Source organism: Streptomyces sp. NBC_00310 (genome assembly GCF_036208085.1).
Classification (GTDB): Bacteria; Actinomycetota; Actinomycetes; order Streptomycetales; family Streptomycetaceae; genus Streptomyces.
In genome coordinates this window covers 1,171,091-1,189,004 of sequence record NZ_CP130714.1, presented here as the reverse complement: position 1 = coordinate 1,189,004, position 17,914 = coordinate 1,171,091, and the positions used below count along the sequence as shown (strand labels likewise).

At 72.1% G+C, this 17,914-nt stretch carries 15 protein-coding genes; 7 read left to right on the top strand and 8 right to left on the bottom strand.

The genetic code is table 11. The features are described from left to right. Nucleotides 1-32: 32 nt before the first annotated feature. The 4 genes from OG202_RS05200 to OG202_RS05185 all read right to left on the bottom strand — a co-directional run bounded on the left by OG202_RS05200 (nucleotide 33) and on the right by OG202_RS05185 (nucleotide 4,758). Nucleotides 33-2,465, bottom strand: a complete 2,433-nt coding sequence (locus OG202_RS05200; protein WP_327732344.1) for a right-handed parallel beta-helix repeat-containing protein — start codon at nucleotides 2,463-2,465, stop codon at nucleotides 33-35. Between the two features lie 111 nt (nucleotides 2,466-2,576). Next, entirely contained in the window at nucleotides 2,577-3,200 is a 624-nt protein-coding gene (locus OG202_RS05195; RefSeq protein WP_328222341.1) for an Rv1733c family protein, read from the bottom strand. Nucleotides 3,201-3,441: 241 nt separating this feature from the next. Further along, nucleotides 3,442-4,266 (bottom strand): MOSC domain-containing protein, encoded by an 825-nt coding sequence (locus OG202_RS05190; RefSeq protein ID WP_328222339.1) that lies wholly within the window; start codon nucleotides 4,264-4,266, stop codon nucleotides 3,442-3,444. A 54-nt stretch (nucleotides 4,267-4,320) separates the two neighbouring features. Then, complete coding sequence (locus tag OG202_RS05185) at nucleotides 4,321-4,758, bottom strand: DUF6643 family protein (protein ID WP_326584942.1); 438 nt, start codon at nucleotides 4,756-4,758, stop codon at nucleotides 4,321-4,323. Nucleotides 4,759-5,073: 315 nt separating this feature from the next. Between OG202_RS05185 and OG202_RS05180 the strand changes: the two genes are divergently transcribed. After that, nucleotides 5,074-6,366 (top strand): TerD family protein, encoded by a 1,293-nt coding sequence (locus OG202_RS05180; RefSeq protein ID WP_327731166.1) that lies wholly within the window; start codon nucleotides 5,074-5,076, stop codon nucleotides 6,364-6,366. A gap of 37 nt (nucleotides 6,367-6,403) precedes the next feature. Here OG202_RS05180 and OG202_RS05175 read toward each other — a convergent pair whose 3' ends face one another. Continuing rightward, nucleotides 6,404-7,579, bottom strand: a complete 1,176-nt coding sequence (locus OG202_RS05175) for a glycosyltransferase (protein ID WP_327731167.1) — start codon at nucleotides 7,577-7,579, stop codon at nucleotides 6,404-6,406. Between the two features lie 57 nt (nucleotides 7,580-7,636). On the opposite strand from OG202_RS05175, the gene OG202_RS05170 reads away from it, so the two are divergent. The 3 genes from OG202_RS05170 to OG202_RS05160 all read left to right on the top strand — a co-directional run bounded on the left by OG202_RS05170 (nucleotide 7,637) and on the right by OG202_RS05160 (nucleotide 10,262). Then, nucleotides 7,637-8,443 (top strand): glutamate racemase, encoded by an 807-nt coding sequence (locus OG202_RS05170; protein ID WP_326584945.1) that lies wholly within the window; start codon nucleotides 7,637-7,639, stop codon nucleotides 8,441-8,443. Between the two features lie 50 nt (nucleotides 8,444-8,493). After that, on the top strand, nucleotides 8,494-9,051 hold the full coding sequence (locus OG202_RS05165; RefSeq protein WP_327731168.1) for a hypothetical protein: 558 nt from the start codon (nucleotides 8,494-8,496) through the stop codon (nucleotides 9,049-9,051). A 119-nt stretch (nucleotides 9,052-9,170) separates the two neighbouring features. Then, nucleotides 9,171-10,262: an IS630 family transposase gene (locus OG202_RS05160; protein WP_328222335.1), complete on the top strand. Its 1,092-nt coding sequence runs from the start codon at nucleotides 9,171-9,173 to the stop codon at nucleotides 10,260-10,262. Here OG202_RS05160 and OG202_RS05155 read toward each other — a convergent pair. After that, nucleotides 10,259-11,248, bottom strand: coding sequence for an O-antigen ligase family protein (locus OG202_RS05155; RefSeq protein WP_405892567.1), 990 nt, complete (start codon nucleotides 11,246-11,248; stop codon nucleotides 10,259-10,261). The genes OG202_RS05160 and OG202_RS05155 overlap by 4 nt on opposite strands. 283 nt (nucleotides 11,249-11,531) lie before the next feature. On the opposite strand from OG202_RS05155, the gene lnt reads away from it, so the two are divergent. Both lnt and OG202_RS05145 read left to right on the top strand, forming a co-directional pair. Continuing rightward, nucleotides 11,532-13,148 carry an apolipoprotein N-acyltransferase gene (lnt, locus tag OG202_RS05150; RefSeq protein ID WP_326584948.1) on the top strand — a complete coding sequence of 539 codons (1,617 nt, stop codon included), beginning with the start codon at nucleotides 11,532-11,534 and terminating at the stop codon, nucleotides 13,146-13,148. A 67-nt stretch (nucleotides 13,149-13,215) separates the two neighbouring features. Beyond that, nucleotides 13,216-13,689, top strand: coding sequence for an NUDIX hydrolase (locus tag OG202_RS05145; RefSeq protein ID WP_326584949.1), 474 nt, complete (start codon nucleotides 13,216-13,218; stop codon nucleotides 13,687-13,689). Between the two features lie 89 nt (nucleotides 13,690-13,778). On the opposite strand, the gene OG202_RS05140 is transcribed toward OG202_RS05145, so the two are convergent. Together OG202_RS05140 and OG202_RS05135 are read right to left on the bottom strand one after the other, a co-directional pair. Continuing rightward, nucleotides 13,779-14,984, bottom strand: coding sequence for a hypothetical protein (locus OG202_RS05140; protein ID WP_327731171.1), 1,206 nt, complete (start codon nucleotides 14,982-14,984; stop codon nucleotides 13,779-13,781). Nucleotides 14,985-15,165: 181 nt separating this feature from the next. Further along, complete coding sequence (locus tag OG202_RS05135; RefSeq protein WP_328222332.1) at nucleotides 15,166-16,128, bottom strand: PaaX family transcriptional regulator C-terminal domain-containing protein; 963 nt, start codon at nucleotides 16,126-16,128, stop codon at nucleotides 15,166-15,168. 75 nt (nucleotides 16,129-16,203) lie between these two features. On the opposite strand from OG202_RS05135, the gene OG202_RS05130 reads away from it, so the two are divergent. Next, a complete protein-coding gene (locus OG202_RS05130; RefSeq protein WP_328222330.1) occupies nucleotides 16,204-17,862 on the top strand; it encodes an acyl-CoA dehydrogenase family protein in 1,659 nt (552 codons plus the stop codon). The last annotated feature ends 52 nt before the right edge of the window (nucleotides 17,863-17,914 follow it).

Below are 17,914 nucleotides of genomic sequence, written 5' to 3'. Positions count from 1 at the left end.
TCGCCCCCTGGGGTTAACCCCAGGAACGTCCGCTACGACAGCTCCGGCAGGTCCTCCGCGTAGAGCAACGTCAGGTCGTCCGTGCTCGGTTCGTCGACCTGGGCCACCCGGCTCGCGTGCCGCTCGACCATCGCCTCGAACGTCTGCCGCGCGGTACGGCCGTTGCCGAAGGCCGGGCCCTTCGGGATCGCCGTGAAGTACTTCAGCAGCGCCTCGCCCGCGCCCGCCGCCAGCCGGTATTCGTGCTCCTCGGCCTGCTGCTCCACGATGCGCAGCAGTTCGTCGGGGACGTAGTCGTCGAAGGTGATGGTCCGTGAGAAGCGGGACGCCACTCCGGGGTTGACGGTGAGGAAGCGCTCCATCTCGGCCGTGTAGCCCGCGACGATCACCACCACCGCGTCCCGGTGGTCCTCCATCAGCTTCACCAGGGTGTCGATGGCCTCCTTGCCGAAGTCCCTCCCCGAGTCCTCCGGCGACAGCGCGTACGCCTCGTCGATGAACAGCACACCGCCACGGGCCCGTTCGAAGGCCTCCTGGGTGCGGATCGCCGTGGAGCCGATGTGCTCGCCGACCAGGTCCACGCGGGACACCTCGACGAGATGCCCCTTCTCCAGGACACCGAGCGAGGCCAGGATCTCGCCGTAGAGGCGGGCGACCGTCGTCTTGCCGGTGCCGGGGGAGCCCGTGAACACCAAGTGCCGTTTGACCGACGCCGCCTTGAGGCCGGCCTGCTGGCGGCGGCGGCCCACCTCGATCATGTCGGTGAGGGCGCGGACCTCACGCTTGACACTGTCCAGACCGACCAGCGCGTCGAGTTCACCGAGCACGGCCTTCGAGGCCCGCGTCGGCGTCTCGGGCTGCACGGCGGCCGGAAGCGGCTGATCGGTGGTGCGCTGGGCCGGGATCGAGCCCAGCAGGCCGGGCGACCGGACCGTGGTCTGGGTGGCGGTCTCCGGCGCGGCCGGGGGCCGTACCCCCGCGCTCTCGTCGCTGGTGCAGTCCTCGACCACCGGGCCACCGCCCGCGGGGCCGGAGCCGCCGTCCGCGAACTCGTAACCACCCCGCGCGCAACGCTCCGTACGGCACTTGCGCAGCGTCGCCCGGCAGCCGTCGATGATGTGGAAGCCGTAGCCACCGCTCCCCGTCACCCGGCAGTTGAGGAAACTGCCGCGGCCTTCGGCGGAGACATAGAACCCGGCCTCGGCGGGCGAGGTGACCGTGCAGCGCTCGACGGTCGGGTCGGCGCCCTTGGTGACGATCACGCCGGTCTGGGTGCCGTCCACGGTGCAGCCGTTGAGCGTGCCGCCGCTGCCGTGGTCACGGAACCAGGCGCCCGTGGCGGCGTCCCGGATCCGGCAGTCGTCGAGCTGGGCGGTCGCCCCGTCGCTCACCGACACGGCCGTGTTCCGCACCTGCGACAGGTCGCTGTCGACGACGTCCACGCGCGAGCCGCGGTCCAGCACGAACAGCGCGTCCGGCACGTCGTGCACCCGGCAGGACTCCAGCACCGCCGTCGCGCCGTCGCTGACCCAGACGGCCGGGTAGTCGCCGGTGCTGTCGAAGATCTCGCACTGGTTGGCGTCCACGCGGGTGCCCGGGTCCCACACCGACAGTCCGTTGCGCCCGAACTGCCGTACCGTCGTGCGGGTCAGGGTGAGGACGGAGCGCGAGCGGAGGTCCACCGCGTTCTCCGGGATGTCGTGGATACGGCAGTCCGCGAGGGTGAGTACGGCGTCCGTGTCGAGCGTGACCCCGTCGGCCGTCGTACGGTGCACATCGCAGTCGGTGAGATGGGCCGTGGCCCGCCCGGTGATCTGCACTCCGCTGCCGCGGACCTCGTAGACCTCGCAACCGACCGCTTCCAGCGCGGAGTTCTCCCCGGTCGCCGTCAGGCCCGAGCCCGAGGTGTGGTGGATGCGGCACCGCTCCAGGCGCGGATGGCCGCCGCCACGCACCGCGACACCGGCCTGGCCGGCCGCGACGACCTCGCACTCCTCGAACACGCCACCGCCGCCGTCGACCACGGCGATGCCGATCCCGGCCGGGTTGTCGACCGTGCAGCGTCGCACCGTGGGGCGGGCGCCGCCGCGCACCTCGATGCCGGCCGCGGACCGGGTGACGATCCGCAGGTCCAGGAGCTCGGGCGTGCCGTCCTCGACGAGCAGCGCGGGCGCCGCCGCGTCCTGGCCCTCGACATGCAGGTCCTGCACCACGGCCGAGGCGGACACGGTCAGCGGCACCCCGTCCACGGGCGCTATGCGGACCGAGCCGGGCGAGCCCTCGGGGCCGCGCAGCGTGACCCCGCGCTGCACGACGAGGTTCTCCCGGTACGTGCCCGGGGCGACGATGAGCACATCGCCGTCGCTCGCGGCCTCCAGGGCTGCGGCGAGCGATGTGTACTCACCCGTGCGGCGCCGCCACCGCGATGTACCGGTGTGCGTCACCTGGACCGTGCCCTGTGCCATGGCGTTGCTGTGCCCCCACCTCGTGGAACGCGGGTCGATGCCGAAGAGTTCGGCTGGTCGGTCCACCGTAGCGTGCGCGGGCATGGGGAGTTGACCGGAGTGGGAAGGCGGTCAGCTGCCCGTGCCCGTCCTGCCCCAGTCCGGCCCCGCCTTGTCCCATGCCCGGTCCCAACGGGCGTACCGGCGGCGGATCATGCGCCAGACGATCAGTCGTCTGCCGCCCTCGACGAGCCCCGCGGCGAGCACGGTGGAGCCGAATCCGGCCAGCACCGCGTGGGTCGTCGCGGTGGCGGTGTCCAGGGGGCGGCCCACTATGCGGCCCTGCCGGTCCGTCCACAGCGTGAAGTGGTCGCCGGGCTTCGGGATCTTGAGGTTCGCCATGACCGTGCCGTGCCGGTCGGTGCCGTCCGGGCCGGTCCAGTCGGCGACGACCCGGCTCTGCCGGTCGCGGTTCGTGGCGGTCTCGGGATCGGGGTCCAGCGGGGAGCCGTCGACCTTCTTGACGACAGTGGCCGTCACCCGGTAGCGGGTCTGCATCTGGTCGCGCACGGCCTGCTGCAGGGCGCCCTGGGCGGTGGTGCCGACGACGGCGCCGATCAGGGGCGCGGCGACGAAGATCAGCAAGAGGGCCGCGAACGCCAGCCAGGCCTCGACCAGATCGGTCGTCCGCCGCAGCGGATTGTGCCGCCAGCGCCACAGCCCGCCGAACGCCCGTAGCCCACCGATTGCCCGCACAGCCCCACACCCCCTTCCGCGTCCGTGATAACCCCTGGCGGAGCCGTCCACGTGCGGTCCCGTTCAAGAGAGAGGGAAATCACCCTCCCACCGGCCTTCTCATGAACTTCTCACGAAGACTCAACGGCCGGACCCAGGGCGCGTGTTCCCTACACGCGAACCGAATCGTAGGAGATTGAATTTTCAAGTGGGGCACCGGGGTTGCCGCGAGAACGCCCAGATCTCATCGAGATCGAACTCGCTATTCGAGCACCCGGACCGGATCGCCGATCCGTACCGTGCCCCCGGATTCCGGAACAAGGTTCTGCCCGAAGACGAGCTTGTCGCCGAAGCGGCGGTGGCGGGCAAGCGTGCGCAGCGGCTCACGGCCGCGCTCGGCGGTGTCCTGGTCGGTGATGGTCACCACGCACCGGCCGCACATCTTGGCGACCCGGAAGGTGACCTCGCCGATGGCGACGCGCCGCCAGTCGTCCTCGGCCCAGGCGTCCGTGCCGTCGACCACCACGTTCGGCCGGAACCGGCTCATGGGGAGCGGGCCCTCTTCGGGGTGGTCGCCCTGTGCGACCAGGGAGTTGAGTGCGTCCAGCGAGGAGAGTGCGGTGAGCAGCAGGGGGTAGCCGTCGGCGAAGCTGACGGTCTCGCCGGGGCGGGCGTACTCGGGGTCGATCGGGCGGCGGGTCGCCGGGTCGTCGAGGTGCACGAGCCGCACGGGGACGCCCAGGTAGTCGCTGAACCAGGCGTGCGCCGCGGCGTCGGCGGGGACCCCCTCCACCTTGTCCCGCCAGATCTCCACGGTGACCGTGCCGTCCGGTTCGGGCACGGGGACGGTGAGCGGCGTACGGCCGGACGCGGACAGCAAGAGACCGCCGTCGGGCTTCAGCCCGGCGGCGGCCAACGCCATACGCGGATGCGGACGTTGAGTGATGACCTTGCCCGAGTCGTCGACCAGCACCCAACGGCGGTCGCCCGCCAGTCCCCAGGGCTCCACGACGGCCTCGTCGGGGGCGAAGCCCCGGGCCGCCTTGAGCGGGTGGACATGGATCGAGTGCAGCGACGGATTCCCCATGGGGTCATCCTGCCAGCAGGCCGTGACAACCCCACACGAAATATTCCAAGTGCCTCAGTACCCGCGGTACTGCTGACCGTTGTACGGGTCCTGCTGGTACGGGGCCGCCTGGGCCGGGCGCGGAGCCGCCGGGCGCATGGCCTCGTAGCCGGCCATCGGACGCTGCTGCTGCGGCTGTGCGCCCGGGTAGCCGCGCGGCGCGGCGGCCTGTTGCGGGATGTACGCGTTCGGCGCCTGCTGGAGCGGCGAGGGCTGCTGGGCCTGCGGATAACCGTAGGCGGGGGACGGCTGGGAGGGGCCCGCCGGCAGCGCGGGAAGCGCCGACGGTAGCGCGGGCAGATTGCTGCCCGGGGTGTCGTACTGGGCGGGTACCCGGATCGGGGCGATCTGAGGGGTTCCCCGCTCGGCGACGAGAGAGTCGTAGATCGGGGTGTCCGCGAAGGACGAGGCGGAGTAGTAACCGCCGCCGTAGGTGGAGCGGGGGGAGGTCATGGCACATAAGTTAAGCCCACGATGTGCTGGTTGGGGAGACCGATAAGAGGGTTGTTTTCCGTGTCGGCAGTGACGCTGGATCCCCAATGCGAGCGAACTCGGCGAAAAGGGGCGGCAAAGTGCGTTCTGATCGTGTAAAGGCAGAGTTCCCAGTGGGTTACCGGCGGTTGGCCAAGGATCTTTCGGTACGGGTTCTGGGGGTTCCGGGCCCCGGGGGAATAGGTTTGGCCGACAGCGGATCCGGCCGGATCCGACGGACCGCAAGCGACGCGGCCTGGTGACGATCTTCTGGGTGACCTTCTGATGGGGGCGGACATGTCAATGCCGAAAGGATCGAACACCGCGGTGCCGACGACCGCGCTACGCGTGGAACTGGGCTGGCGCTCCGGACCGGGCGTGCCCGACACGGACGCCTCGGCGCTGTTGCTCGTCGGCGGGAAAGTGCGCTCGGACGCCGACTTCGTCTTCTACAACCAGCCCGCGCATTCCTCCGGTGCGATCCGGCACGACGGCAAACGCGAGGCCGGGGGCCAGGTGACCGACTCGCTCGTCGTCGACCTCGCCCGCGTGGAGCCCGCCATCGAAACCGTGGTGCTCGTCGCGTCGGCGGACGGCGGCACCTTCGGTCAGGTGCCCGGGCTGTACATCCGCGTGCTCGACGAGCGGGCGGGCACCGAGGTCGCGCGCTTCGACAGCGCGGACGCCGGCGTCGAAACCGCTTTCGTCCTCGGGGAGTTCTACCGCCGACAGGGCGCCTGGAAGTTCCGCGCCGTCGGCCAGGGCTACAGCAGCGGGCTCGAGGGTCTCGCCTCCGACTTCGGCATCACGGTGGACGAGCCGCAGCACACGACGACGGCCGCACCCGCGCCGGCGCCCGTCGCCCCCGTCGCGCCTCCCGTCACCGTGCCGCCCCCGGTGACGACCGCCCCGCCCCCGCCGCCCACCCCGCCCGTGGCACCCCCGACCCCGGTCCGCCTCACCAAGGTGACGCTCACCAAGGAGGCCCCGGCGGTCTCCCTGACCAAGCAGGGTGGCACCTCCGGCGCCCTGCGCGTGAACCTCAACTGGGAGGTGCGCAAGCAGTTCAAGGGGTGGGGCAGCAAGCTGGGCCGGGCCGTCGCCATGCACGCGGACCTCGACCTCGACCTGTGCGCGCTGTTCGAACTGGCCGACGGCAGCAAGGGCGTCGTCCAGTCGCTCGGCAACGCCTTCGGGTCGCTGCGCCAGCCGCCGTTCATCCACCTCGACGGCGACGACCGCACCGGCGCCGTGAGCAGTGGCGAGAACCTCACCGTCAACCTCGACCACATCAACGCCTTCCGGCGCATCCTCATCTTCGTCACCATCTACGAGGGCGCCCGCTCCTTCGCCGATCTGCACGCCACCGTCACCCTCCAGCCGCAGCACGGCGCAGCCATCGACTTCTCCCTCGACGAGTGCACCGTCCCCTCCACCGTCTGTGCCCTCGCCCTCATCACCAACCAGGGCGGCGACCTCATCGTCCAGCGCGAGGCCCGCTACCTCGTCCCCGACCGCGGCGTGAGCCCGCAGCGCACGGTCGACTACGCCTACGGGTGGGGGATGAACTGGACCCCCGGCAGGAAATAGCCCGCCGCCTCCGTACGGGCGGAGCTCCGGTGCGGGACTAGCCCTCTTCCGGCACCGATTGCGGGCGCGCGTAGGTGCGGCCCTTCCAGGCCGCACCGCGCCCCCGGTAGTGCTGCACCGCGGAGTCGACCGTCATCAGCAGATACAGGAACGCGGTGAACGGCAGCAGCGGAGCGAGCCGGAGGGACAGGCGGTAATAGCGGAGCATCGGCACGTACGTCGCCGTCATCAGCAGCCAGGCGAGCCCGCCGAGCAGTGCTGTCGGCCAGTCCCCCAGGGCCGGACCCGTCAGGAACGCGACCGGCGGGACGAGGTAGACCAGCGCGAGACCGAGGACCGTGCCGGCGAGCAGCAGCGGGTTGTGCAGCAGTTGGGCGTAGGCGCTGCGCGAGACCATGCGCCACAGGTCGTGCAGCCGGGGGTAGGGACGCACGCTGTCCACCCGCTCCGCCAGCCCGAGCCAGATGTGGCCCCCGCTCCTCTTGACCGCTCTGGCCAGGGCCACGTCGTCGATGACCGCCTGCCGGATCGCGTCCGGGATACGCGCCCGCTCGGCGGCCTCGGCGCTCAGCAGCACACAGCCACCCGCGGCCGCCGCCGTACGCGAACCCCGTACGCCGATCCGGCGGAAGGGATACAGCTGGGCGAAGAAGTACACGAAGGCGGGGACGACGAGCTTCTCCCAGACGCTCTCGGCACGCAGCCGGGCCATCTGCGACACGAGGTCGAACCCGCCGGTGCGCGCGGCCGCCACCAAGGAGCGCAGGCTGTCCGACCGATGCGCGATGTCCGCGTCCGTCAGCAGCAGGAACTCGGGTCCACGCGCGCGTGCCAGCGTGATTCCGTGCCGTACGGCCCAGAGCTTGCCCGTCCAGCCGGCGGGCGGCTCCCCGGGCGAGGACACGGTCAGGGGCAGCCCGCCGAAGCGTCGGGACAGCTCACGGGCCAGGTCACCGGTGCCGTCCGAGCTGCCGTCGTCGACCAGGAAGACCTCGGCCCGGCCGGGGTAGTCCTGGGCGAGCAGCGACGGCAGGCTGTCGGGCAGCACGGCGGCCTCGTCACGGGCGGGGACGACGACACAGACGTACGGCCAGTCGTCGGGATCCCGACGGGGCGGCAGGCGCACATCCGTGCGCCAGAAGAAGCCCTGGCCCAGCAGCAGCCACAGCCAGGCGGCGAGTGATCCGGCGGCGGTCCACGCGATGGCGCTCACGCCCGAAGTCTGCCCCACCGGAGCGGCCCTACCGAGGCCATCGTCTATCGTGGCCGGGTGAAGATCGCGCTCATGGACTCCGGTATCGGTCTGCTCCCCGCCGCCGCCGCGGTACGGCGACTGCGGCCCGACGCGGATCTGGTGATCTCCTCGGACCCGGACGGCATGCCCTGGGGCCCGCGCACCCCGGAGGATCTGACGGAGCGCGCCCTCGCCGTCGCCGAGGCGGCGGCCGCGCACCGGCCCGACGCCCTGATCGTCGGCTGCAACACCGCGTCCGTGCACGCCCTGCCCGCCCTGCGCGCCCTCCTCGAACCCGGGCTGCCCGTCATCGGCACGGTCCCGGCGATCAAGCCGGCCGCGTCCGGCGGCGGCCCCTTCAGCATCTGGGCGACGCCCGCCACCACCGGCAGCCCCTACCAGCGCGGCCTCATCGAGGAGTTCGCCGACGGTGTGGCGGTCACCGAGGTGCCCTGCTGGGGACTGGCCGAAGCGGTGGAGCACGCCGACGACGCGGCGATCGACGCCGCGATCGCCGCGGCCGCCGCGCTCACCCCCGACGACGTGACGACCGTCGTCCTCGGCTGCACCCATTACGAACTGGTCGCCGAACGCATCCGCGCGGCCGTCCAGCAGCCCGGCCTCCCGCCCCTCGTCCTGCACGGCTCCGCCGGCGCCGTGGCCGCCCAGGCGCTGCGCCGCATCGGGGAGCTGCCGAAGCCCGAGGCCGACTGGACCGAGTCGACGCTGACCGTCCTCCTCAGTGGCCGCGAGGGCGCGCTGCCCGCCCCTGCCCTGGCCTACGAGGAGGGCAAACTGCTCCAGATCACCAGTCTGGCGCTGGCCGCCCGCACGGAGCAGTAACGTTCCGCGACCAGGTGCCCGCGCTACGGAATCTGAGTAGTCTCAAAGCCATGAGGGAGCACCCCCACGGCGAGCCGGGCACCTCCGAAAGCCCGCACCCCGAGGTCTGGACCGGCCGCGCGACCAACCGCGGCCAATGGCTGCTGGCGGTCGGCGGTGCCGCCTGCATGGCACTGGGCATCGAACTCGCGGTCGACTCCGCGTGGACGTCCGGTGCCGCCCCGCTCATCATGGCCGTCGTCGGCTGCATCGCGGCCGGACTGCTCGTCCTCTTCGGCACGCTCGCGTTCGTGCACGTCTCGGTGAAGGTCGACGAGGACTTCCTCGAAGTCCGCTGCGGCCACATCGGCGTGCCGCGCCGCCGCATCCCCCTGTCCCAGGTCGCCGACGCCGACTTCGCCCCGTGCGTCACCCCCCACGAGTGGGGCGGCTGGGGCTACCGCTGGCGGCCCGAGAAGGGCACCGCCGTCGTCGTACGCCGTGGCGAGGCCGTGGTGCTGCGCCTGTGGGACGGCCACACGTTCACGATCACCGTGGACAACGCGGAGACGGCCGTGCGTGTCATCCGCGCCCGGCTGACCCCGAAGGCGTCCGGCGCCGCGCGCTGACGCACTCCGTCCTGACCGGCGCGTTCCCCTAGGGCGTGCGTCGCAGAGCAGAAGGGACTTCCGAAACTCGCCCTAGTGTTCTGAGTCGGGAATTCTGTTCAGATGTATAGGCTTGCTCCATGGCACGGACGGGGCGGCCGAAGGCCGAGTTGACACTGTCGGACGAAGAACGGGCCGCACTCGAGGAGTGGGTGCGGCGACGTTCCACGCCGCAGGCATGGGCGTTGCGGTGTCGGATCATCCTGGCCTGCGCCGAGGGCGCCTCGAACAAGGACGTGGCTGCTCAGCTCGGTTCCACACCCCATGCGGTGGGCCGCTGGCGGGCCCGGTTCGTGCAGTACCGGATCGCCGGTCTGGGTGACATGCCGCGTCCGGGCGGCCCAAGGACCGTGACGGACGAGCAGGTCGCCGCGGTAGTCACCAAGACGCTGGAATCCACTCCGAAGAACGCAACGCACTGGTCGACGCGGTCGATGGCGAAGGAGACGGGCCTCTCGCAGTCGTCGGTTTCACGGATCTGGCGGGCCTTCGGCCTGCAGCCGCACCGGTCGGAGACCTTCAAACTGTCGACCGATCCGTACTTCGTCGACAAGGTCCACGATGTCGTCGGCCTTTACCTGGACCCGCCCGAGCGGGCCCTGGTGTTCTGCGTCGACGAGAAGTCGCAGATCCAGGCCCTGGACCGATCCCAGCCCGTGCTGCCAATGATGCCCGGGGTTCCCGAGCGGGTGACCCACGACCACGTCCGCGCCGGCACCACCACCCTGTTCGCCGCCCTCGAGGCCGCCACCGGCAAAGTGACCGGCTCCCTGCACCGCAGACATCGGGCTGAGGAGTTCAAGAAGTTCCTCACCAAGCTCGACAAAGAGGTGCCCGCCGACCTGGATGTCCACCTCATCTGCGACAACTACGCCACCCACAAGACCCCCGCCATCAAGAAGTGGCTGCTGGCCCACCCCCGCTTCCACCTGCACTTCACACCGACCGGCTCGTCCTGGCTGAACCTCGTCGAGCGATGGTTCGCCGAACTGACCAACAAGCAGATACGGCGCGGCGTTCACAGGTCCGTCCAAGCCCTGGAGAAGGACATCCGCAACTGGATCGCCGCCTGGAACACCGACCCGAAGCCCTACGTCTGGACGAAGACCGCAGACGAGATCCTCGAACGCCTCGCCAGTTATCTGAACAGAATTCCCGACTCAGAACACTAGCGGTCGTCGAGGTCCTGTGCCGCGACTCCGTCCTCCCCGTCCGTCAGGGGTCGGGCCGTCGCGATCCCCGCGAGCAGGCCCGCGCCCGCCGTCACCGTCGTGAAGCTGAGCGCGTTGCCGACCGCGGCGATCGCGGCCAGCGCGGTCAGGGCGGCGCCCGCGGTGAGGACCACCGGAGTGGAGCGCGGGCTCCGCCACAGGACGTACAGGACCCAGCCGAACACCGCGGCGAGCAGGGCGGCACCGACGAGCCCCTGCTCGGCCGCCAGCTGCAACGGCGCCGAGTGGGGCCTGTCGTCGGCCGACAGCGCCTGGGCGACCGTCGGGCTGAGTTCCCCGAAGCGGCCCGGGCCCGCGCCCAGCAGCGGTTCGTCGTGGACCAGACCGAGCGCGTCGTGCCACAGCAGGACCCGGTGCGGGGTGAGCTGCCCCTCCAGCGAGTCGGTCAGCCCGGCCGGCAGTACGTCCTCGGCGATCGCCCAGATCGTCGCCGTCACCAGGGCCGTGGCGAGCGCGAGCCCCGCGAGCCCCAGGCCCCGGGGGCGCATCCGGGCCGCCGCGAGCGAGCACAGCAGCACTCCGGCGCACGCGGCGAAGCCGGTGGTCGAGCCGAGCGCGGCCGCCGTCACCGCGATCACGCAGGCCAGCAGGCGCAGGGCCAGCCGCGGTCCGGGGGAGCGGGCCGCCCAGGCGGCACAGCAGGCGGCGCCGGTGGACAGGGCCAGCAGCGCGGCGGTCGCGCCGGTGTGACCGAACGGCGAGATCAGCGGTGAGCCCGCCGTGGTGTGCGGGGTGATGACCGCCAGACCGAGACCGGCGAGCGCTCCTGCGGACGGCGCCACCACCGGCAGCAGGGCCCCGCAGATCCGGCCCGCCGCATAACCGGCCGCCACCGCGAGCACCGCCAGCAGCACCCCCTCCGGGCGGCCGCCCCGCGCCGCCGCCGTGATCAACGACCAGGCCGCGCACACCCCGAGCATGAGCACACCCGTGACATCGGAGACGTTCCGTCTCTCCTGCGCGGCCGACGCTCCGGCCGCGGACTCCGTCCCCGTGGACCTCAACCCGTAGCCCCCCGACTGTGACGGGCCTCGACCGTCCGGACCCCATCCGGCCGCACGTCAGAGGCTCGCGCACAGCGTAACGGGTGATGCGCCGGTTTGTGGACGAGTTGCGCAGGAACGTTACGGCTGGTGTGCGACAAAAGCCTCACCAGGGACGCACGGGCCGCGCTGTCGGCGGCGGGGCGACGCGCCGTACACTCCCCGAGTGACCGTCACCACCACTCCCGTAGACGAGCCGGAACAGCTCGAACCCCAGGCCGCGCCCGTGTCCCGGGCCTCCCGATGGGTCAGCCGGCTCCTTCCGGCCGCCGCCGCGGCGCTCTCCGGGGTGCTGCTCTACGTCAGCTTCCCGCCCCGGACCCTGTGGTGGCTGGCCCTGCCGGCCTTCGCGGTCTTCGGCTGGGTGCTGCGGGGGCGCGGCTGGAAGGCGGGGCTCGGTCTCGGCTACCTCTTCGGCCTCGGGTTCCTGCTGCCACTGCTGGTGTGGACCGGCGTGGAGGTCGGTCCCGGTCCGTGGCTCGCGCTCGTCGTGATCGAGGCGGTGTTCGTGGCGCTCGTCGGCGCCGGCGTCGCCGTCGTGTCGAAGCTGCCGGGCTGGCCGGTGTGGGCCGCCGCGTTGTGGATCGCCGGTGAGGCGGCACGCGCGCGTGCCCCGTTCAACGGCTTCCCCTGGGGCAAGATCGCCTTCGGCCAGGCGGACGGTGCCTTCCTGCCGCTGGCCGCGCTCGGCGGCACCCCGGTGCTCGGCTTCGCGGTCGTCCTCTGCGGCTTCGGCCTGTACGAACTGGTACGGCTGGTCGTCGAGAACCGGCGCACCGGTGAGGCCGTGCGCCGGGGCACCGCCGTCGTGGCGGCGCTGTCCGTGACCGTCCCCCTGGTGGGCGCCCTCGCGTCCCGTGCCCTGGTGAGCGACAAGGCCGAGGACGGCACCGCGACCGTGGCGGTCATCCAGGGCAACGTCCCGCGCCTGGGACTGGACTTCAACTCCCAGCGGCGGGCCGTGCTCGACTACCACGCCAAGGAGACCGAGCGGCTGGCCGCCGAGGTCAAGGCCGGCAAGGTCGCACAGCCCGACTTCGTGCTCTGGCCGGAGAACTCCTCCGACATCGACCCCTTCGCCAACTCCGACGCCCGCGCGGTGATCGACGAAGCGGCCACCGCCATCGGCGCCCCCATCTCCGTGGGCGGTGTCGTCGAGCGGGACGGCAAGCTCTACAACGAGCAGATCCTGTGGGACCCGGAGAAGGGCCCCGTCGACACCTACGACAAGCGGCAGATCCAGCCGTTCGGCGAGTATCTGCCCCTGCGGTCGCTCATCGGCGCCATCAACAGTGAGTGGACGTCCATGGTCCGCCAGGACTTCAGCCGGGGCTCCGAGCCGGGCGTGTTCACCATGGACGGCGCCAAGATCGGTCTTGTCACCTGCTACGAGGCGGCCTTCGACTGGGCCGTGCGCTCCGAGGTCACCGACGGCGCGCAGCTGATCTCGGTGCCGAGCAACAACGCGACCTTCGACCGCAGCGAGATGACCTACCAGCAGCTCGCCATGTCCCGGGTCCGCGCCGTCGAGCACAGCCGCACCGTCACCGTGCCGGTGACCAGCGGCGTCAGCGCGATCATCATGCCGGACGGGAGGATCACACAGCGGACGGGCATGTTCGTCCCGGACTCCCTGGTCCAGAAGGTGCCGTTGCGCTCCTCGGAGACACCCGCCACCAGGCTCGGCATCGCGCCCGAGATGCTGCTGGTGCTGGTCGCGGCCGGTGGGCTCGGCTGGGCGATCGGGGCCGGTGTGCGCGGGAGGCGCGCCGGTGGCGTGTAGCCGTACGCCTCGCGTGCGCGTCCCGGAACGGCGGGGGTGACGGAACCGGCCCGTTAGGGTCGGCTCCATGGCTACCCCTGATTTCATCCGCACACTCCGTGCTTCCGCCGGCCACCAGCTGCTCTGGCTCCCCGGAGTCACCGCCCTCGTCTTCGACGACGAGGGCAGAGTGCTGCTCAACCGCCGGTCCGACAACGGCAAGTGGTCGCTCATCGGCGGCATCCCGGACCCGGGGGAGCAGCCGGCGGCCTGTGCCGTGCGGGAGGTCTACGAGGAGACGGCGGTCCGGTGCGTGGCCGAGCGGATCGTCCTCGTCCAGGCGTCGGACCCGGTGCGGTACGACAACGGGGACGTCTGCCAGTACATGGACACCACGTTCCACTGCCGGGCCGTCGGCGGGGAGGCGCGGGTCAACGACGACGAGTCGCTGGACGTCGGCTGGTTCTCGCTGGACGCCCTGCCGGATCTGAGCGAGTTCGCTCTGTTCCGCATCAAGCAGACGATGTCCGGCACGGTCACGTGGTTCGACCCCGTGGTCTGAGACGGAACCACGGGAGCCGGTCCTTCGGCGGAGGCCTCATGGTCCGCTGACGCCTGCCCGGGCGAGGCGCTTCCCCGGGCGCGTCACCGCTACGGCTGGGTGGAGGCCGTGGGGTCGTTGGTCTTCCCGGTGCCCCTGGCATCCGAAGAGTCCGTGTGGTCCGCGGCGTCTGTGGTGTCCGTGCGGGCCACGGTCAGCCGGAGCGTCACGGCGGCGGCGATCCCGGCCGGCAGGCCCCACGTGAGGGCCGCCGTGACGCCGCCGCCGAAGCCGGCGGTCACGTACAGGTCCCAGCGCATCTGCGTCCCCTCCACCAGCATCCGCAGGAACTGGCTCGCCAGCAGGCCCAGGACGGTCGCACAGACCGCGCCGACCGCCAGCGCGGGGACGGTGGCCCGGGTGAGCAGGCCGGGCAGCAGGCGCAGGGCCCACCAGACCACCGCGAGCAGCAGGACGTCGGCGGCGCGGTACAGCAGCCAGTCGCCGAGCGGTGTGCCCGCCGGGCCCGTCCAGGCGCCGAGCAGCAGCCACTGGCGCAGGAGGTCGCCCGGTTCGGAGAGCAGTCCGGCGCCGGAGAAGGCCGTCTGGAGGGAGGCCGCGACCGACTGGTGGGAGAGGACGACGAGAGACACGGCGACGACCACGGTTGCGGCGGTCGCGGCCAGTCGGGCGGCGCGTGCCGGGACGACCTCCTGCGGCAGTGGGCCGGCACCCTTGGCGGTGACCCGCGCCACCAGCACCGTCACCACGGCGGCGACCAGCGCCGTCGCCACCAGGACCTGCCGCCCGGACGAGATCACGTCCGCGAGTTGGGGCAGGAAGCGGTAACTGCCGTGTCCCTGCGAGGCGATCAGCCACGGCGCGGAGACGGTGACCGCGAGGGTTCCCGCCACCATGCCCCAGGCCCACACCGCGAGCAGCGCCGCCGTCAGCCGGCCGCGCACCGGCGGCAGCCTGCGGACCAGGAGCAGCGCCCCGGGCACGAAGAAGGCGAAGACGGCGGCGAACCGGATCTGGAGCGCGGTCGAGTACAGCGAGAGATAACGGGAGCCGTCGCTCTGTAACGGGTCCCCGCCCCCGCCCGACACCGCCGCGTCGCCGAGCTGTGACGAGGCCGGCGGGTCGTACGACCACGGGGCGAGCCAGCGTTCGAGATCGGCGGCGGCCTGGGCGCCCAGCACGTCCGTGGCCCCCCGCAGCCGCAGCGCGCTCTCGCTCGCCCCCGCCCACCACAACAGCGCGAGGAGCAGCAGCCCTCCGGCCACGGCCGGTATCGCCGCACGCCTGTATGTCATGTGTCATCCCCCCGGTTGACCGCGTACCCGGCTGAATTCCCGGGCGAGGGGAGACTACGTCGCGCTGATCACATGGGGATCACGGGGTGCGGCTCGCACGCTCCGTCGCGGGGTCGGGGTCGGGGTCGGGGTCGGGGTCGGGGTCGACGCGGCGCAGGGAAGCAGGCGCGCCGCGCGGCTCTCAGTCCGTGCGCCCCAGCACCGTCTCGACCAGCTCCCTCCGGTACGCCGTGTACGTGGCCCGCAGCTCGGGCCCCGGCCAGCCCTCCGGGAGGAGCTCGGGGGGCAGGACGGGGTCGGCCAGCAGGTGCCGTACGGCGGCCGCGAGGGCCGTGAAGCGGTCGGCGGGCTCTCGGGTCCGCTCGATGTGGGCGAGCAGCGTCTCGGCGGTGGCGGCCCAGGCGTCCAGCGGCCACAGGCTCGTCGCCAGGTCCCTGGCGGCCGAGTGGGCGGCCGCTGATCCTCCGGCGGCCGGGTCCTTCGCGGTGTGGGCCGCGGGGGTCGGGTCCTCGGGCGTCAAGTCCCCTGTGCGCAGGCCCTTTGTGCCCGAGCTCCCGGCGGCCGGGCCCTCAGCCGCCGAGTTCTCGGTTTCCAGGTCCCCGGTTTCAAGGCCCTCGCCGGCCCGGCCCCGGGTGGCCATGCCACCGGCGGGCTGGTCCGGGTGGCCCGTGAAGTACTGGACCGTCGGGCCGAGGCCCGGTGGCCGGGTGCGGTGCAGGTTGGCCGGGCGGAGCCAGACGCCTTCCCGCAGTTCGGCGAGCCGGAGGGCCGACAGGCGGGCGCGCAGGTCGGCGCGTTCGGCGGGCGCCCGGCCGGTCGCGGTGACGACGACCATCTCCCAGTCGCCGTGCCACGGCCGGGTCTCGGGGTGCACCGACTCGTCCTGGCGGCGCCGGCGGTCGAGGAGCCGGTCGCTGAGACCGTAGACAGCGTTGGCGCGTCGCAGGTCCCCGGCCGACACCATCCGGCTGAGTGCGGCCCGCAGCGTGGACCCGGCGACCCCGAACGCCTCCACGTGGCGCACCAGATCCTTCACGGGCAGTTCGGGCGGATCCATGCCCAGCAGCAGGCTCAGGACGACCGACCGCGCGGACAGCGGTCGCAGTTCCAGCTCGGTGGGCCGCCCGGACACGTTCGTCTGCATGACCCGGTACCTTACGGGCGCCCGATCACTGTTACGTCATGGATGCGGTTGCAGAAATAATGCAATACTCGCCTCATGGTCTCGATACTCGCGCACACGCAGCCGCAGTGCGCCACCCACGACGTCGCCAACCAGCCCCCGCCGCTCGCTCCGTACGACGCCTCCGAGGACGTGGCCCTGCTGGAGGGGCTGCGCAGGGAGGGCGCGGAGTGGGCCGAGAAGGACGTGCGGCGGCTCGGGCTCGTCGCCGGTGGCGTCGAGGCGCAGGAGTGGGCCGAGCAGGCCAACCGGTACGAGCCGGAGCTGCGCACCCATGACCGCTACGGAAACCGCGTCGACGAGGTCGACTTCCACCCCGGCTGGCACCACCTGATGCGGACCGCGGTGGGCGAGGGCCTGGCGGGCGCGGCCTGGGCGGACGGCCGGCCCGGCGTCCATGTCGCGCGTATCGCGGGCGCCCTGGTGTGGGGCCACACGGAGGCCGGGCACACCTGCCCGACCTCGATGACGTACGCCGTCGTGCCCGCGTTGCGCCGGCAGCCGGAGCTGGCCGCCGTGTACGAACCGCTGCTGACCGGCCGGGAGTACGACCCCGTCCTGCGGGTGCCCACCGGCAAGCGTGGTCTGCTCGCCGGGATGGGCATGACCGAGAAGCAGGGCGGCAGCGACGTACGCGCGAACACCACGACGGCGACGCCCAGTTCGGAGCCCGGTGTGTACACCCTGCGCGGGCACAAGTGGTTCACGTCGGCGCCGATGTGCGACCTGTTCCTGGTGCTGGCCCAGGCGCCGGGCGGGCTGACCTGCTTCCTGGTGCCGCGCGTCCTGCCCGACGGCAGCCGCAACACCTTCCGCATCCAGCGGCTCAAGGACAAGCTGGGCAACCGCTCCAACGCCTCCTCGGAGCCGGAGTTCGACGGCACCGTCGCCTGGCGGGTCGGGCCCGAGGGGCAGGGCGTGAAGACCATCATCGAGATGGTCAACTGCACGCGCCTCGACTGTGTGATGGGCTCGGCGACGCTGATGCGCAAGACACTCGTCGAGGCGGGGCACCACGCACGGCACCGCAGCGCCTTCGGCGCGCGGCTGCTCGACCAGCCCCTGATGCGTAACGTCCTGGCCGATCTCGCGCTGGAGTCCGAGGCGGCCACCACCCTCACCCTGCGCCTGGCCGGCGCCGCCGACCGGTCGGTGCGCGGGGACGAGGGTGAGCGGATGTTCCGCCGCATCGCCACCGCCGTCGGCAAGTACTGGGTGACCAAGCGCGGCCCGGCCTTCACCGCGGAGGCCCTGGAGTGCCTGGGCGGCAACGGCTACGTCGAGGACTCGGGCATGCCCCGCCACTACCGTGAGGCGCCCCTGCTGTCGATCTGGGAGGGTTCGGGCAACGTCAACGCCCTCGACGTGCTGCGGGCGTTGACCCGGAACCCGGGAACGGCGGAGGCATTGTTCGCCGAACTCGCCCTGGCCCGGGGTGCGGACGCCCGGCTCGACGCGGCCGCCGCCCGGCTGAAGGACGCGGTGCGCGAGGCCGACGAGACCGGTGCCCGGCGCCTGGTGGAGCGTATGGCCCTGACCTTGCAGGCCTCCCTGCTGGTCCGGCACGCTTCGGCCGCGATCGCCGACGCCTTCTGCGCGACCCGGCTCGACGGCGACTGGGGGCACGCCTTCGGCACCCTCCCCGGCTCCGCCGACCTGGACGGCATCCTGCGCCGAGCCCTGTCGGCCGGCTGATCCGACGGCCGTCGCCCCGGGTGCCGTAGGTGGACCTCGTGATTCCGGTCCC

Excerpts from the sequence above, each read along its gene's own strand:
- OG202_RS05200 (WP_327732344.1), bottom strand. The coding sequence starts at position 2,465 with ATGGCACAGGGCACGGTCCAGGTGACGCACACCGGTACATCGCGGTGG.
- OG202_RS05190 (WP_328222339.1), bottom strand. The coding sequence starts at position 4,266 with ATGGGGAATCCGTCGCTGCACTCGATCCATGTCCACCCGCTCAAGGCG.
- OG202_RS05185 (WP_326584942.1), bottom strand. The coding sequence starts at position 4,758 with ATGACCTCCCCCCGCTCCACCTACGGCGGCGGTTACTACTCCGCCTCG.
- OG202_RS05180 (WP_327731166.1), top strand. The coding sequence starts at position 5,074 with ATGTCAATGCCGAAAGGATCGAACACCGCGGTGCCGACGACCGCGCTA.
- OG202_RS05165 (WP_327731168.1), top strand. The coding sequence starts at position 8,494 with ATGAGGGAGCACCCCCACGGCGAGCCGGGCACCTCCGAAAGCCCGCAC.
- OG202_RS05160 (WP_328222335.1), top strand. The coding sequence starts at position 9,171 with ATGGCACGGACGGGGCGGCCGAAGGCCGAGTTGACACTGTCGGACGAA.
- OG202_RS05145 (WP_326584949.1), top strand. The coding sequence starts at position 13,216 with ATGGCTACCCCTGATTTCATCCGCACACTCCGTGCTTCCGCCGGCCAC.
- OG202_RS05140 (WP_327731171.1), bottom strand. The coding sequence starts at position 14,984 with ATGACATACAGGCGTGCGGCGATACCGGCCGTGGCCGGAGGGCTGCTG.
- OG202_RS05135 (WP_328222332.1), bottom strand. The coding sequence starts at position 16,128 with ATGCAGACGAACGTGTCCGGGCGGCCCACCGAGCTGGAACTGCGACCG.
- OG202_RS05130 (WP_328222330.1), top strand. The coding sequence starts at position 16,204 with ATGGTCTCGATACTCGCGCACACGCAGCCGCAGTGCGCCACCCACGAC.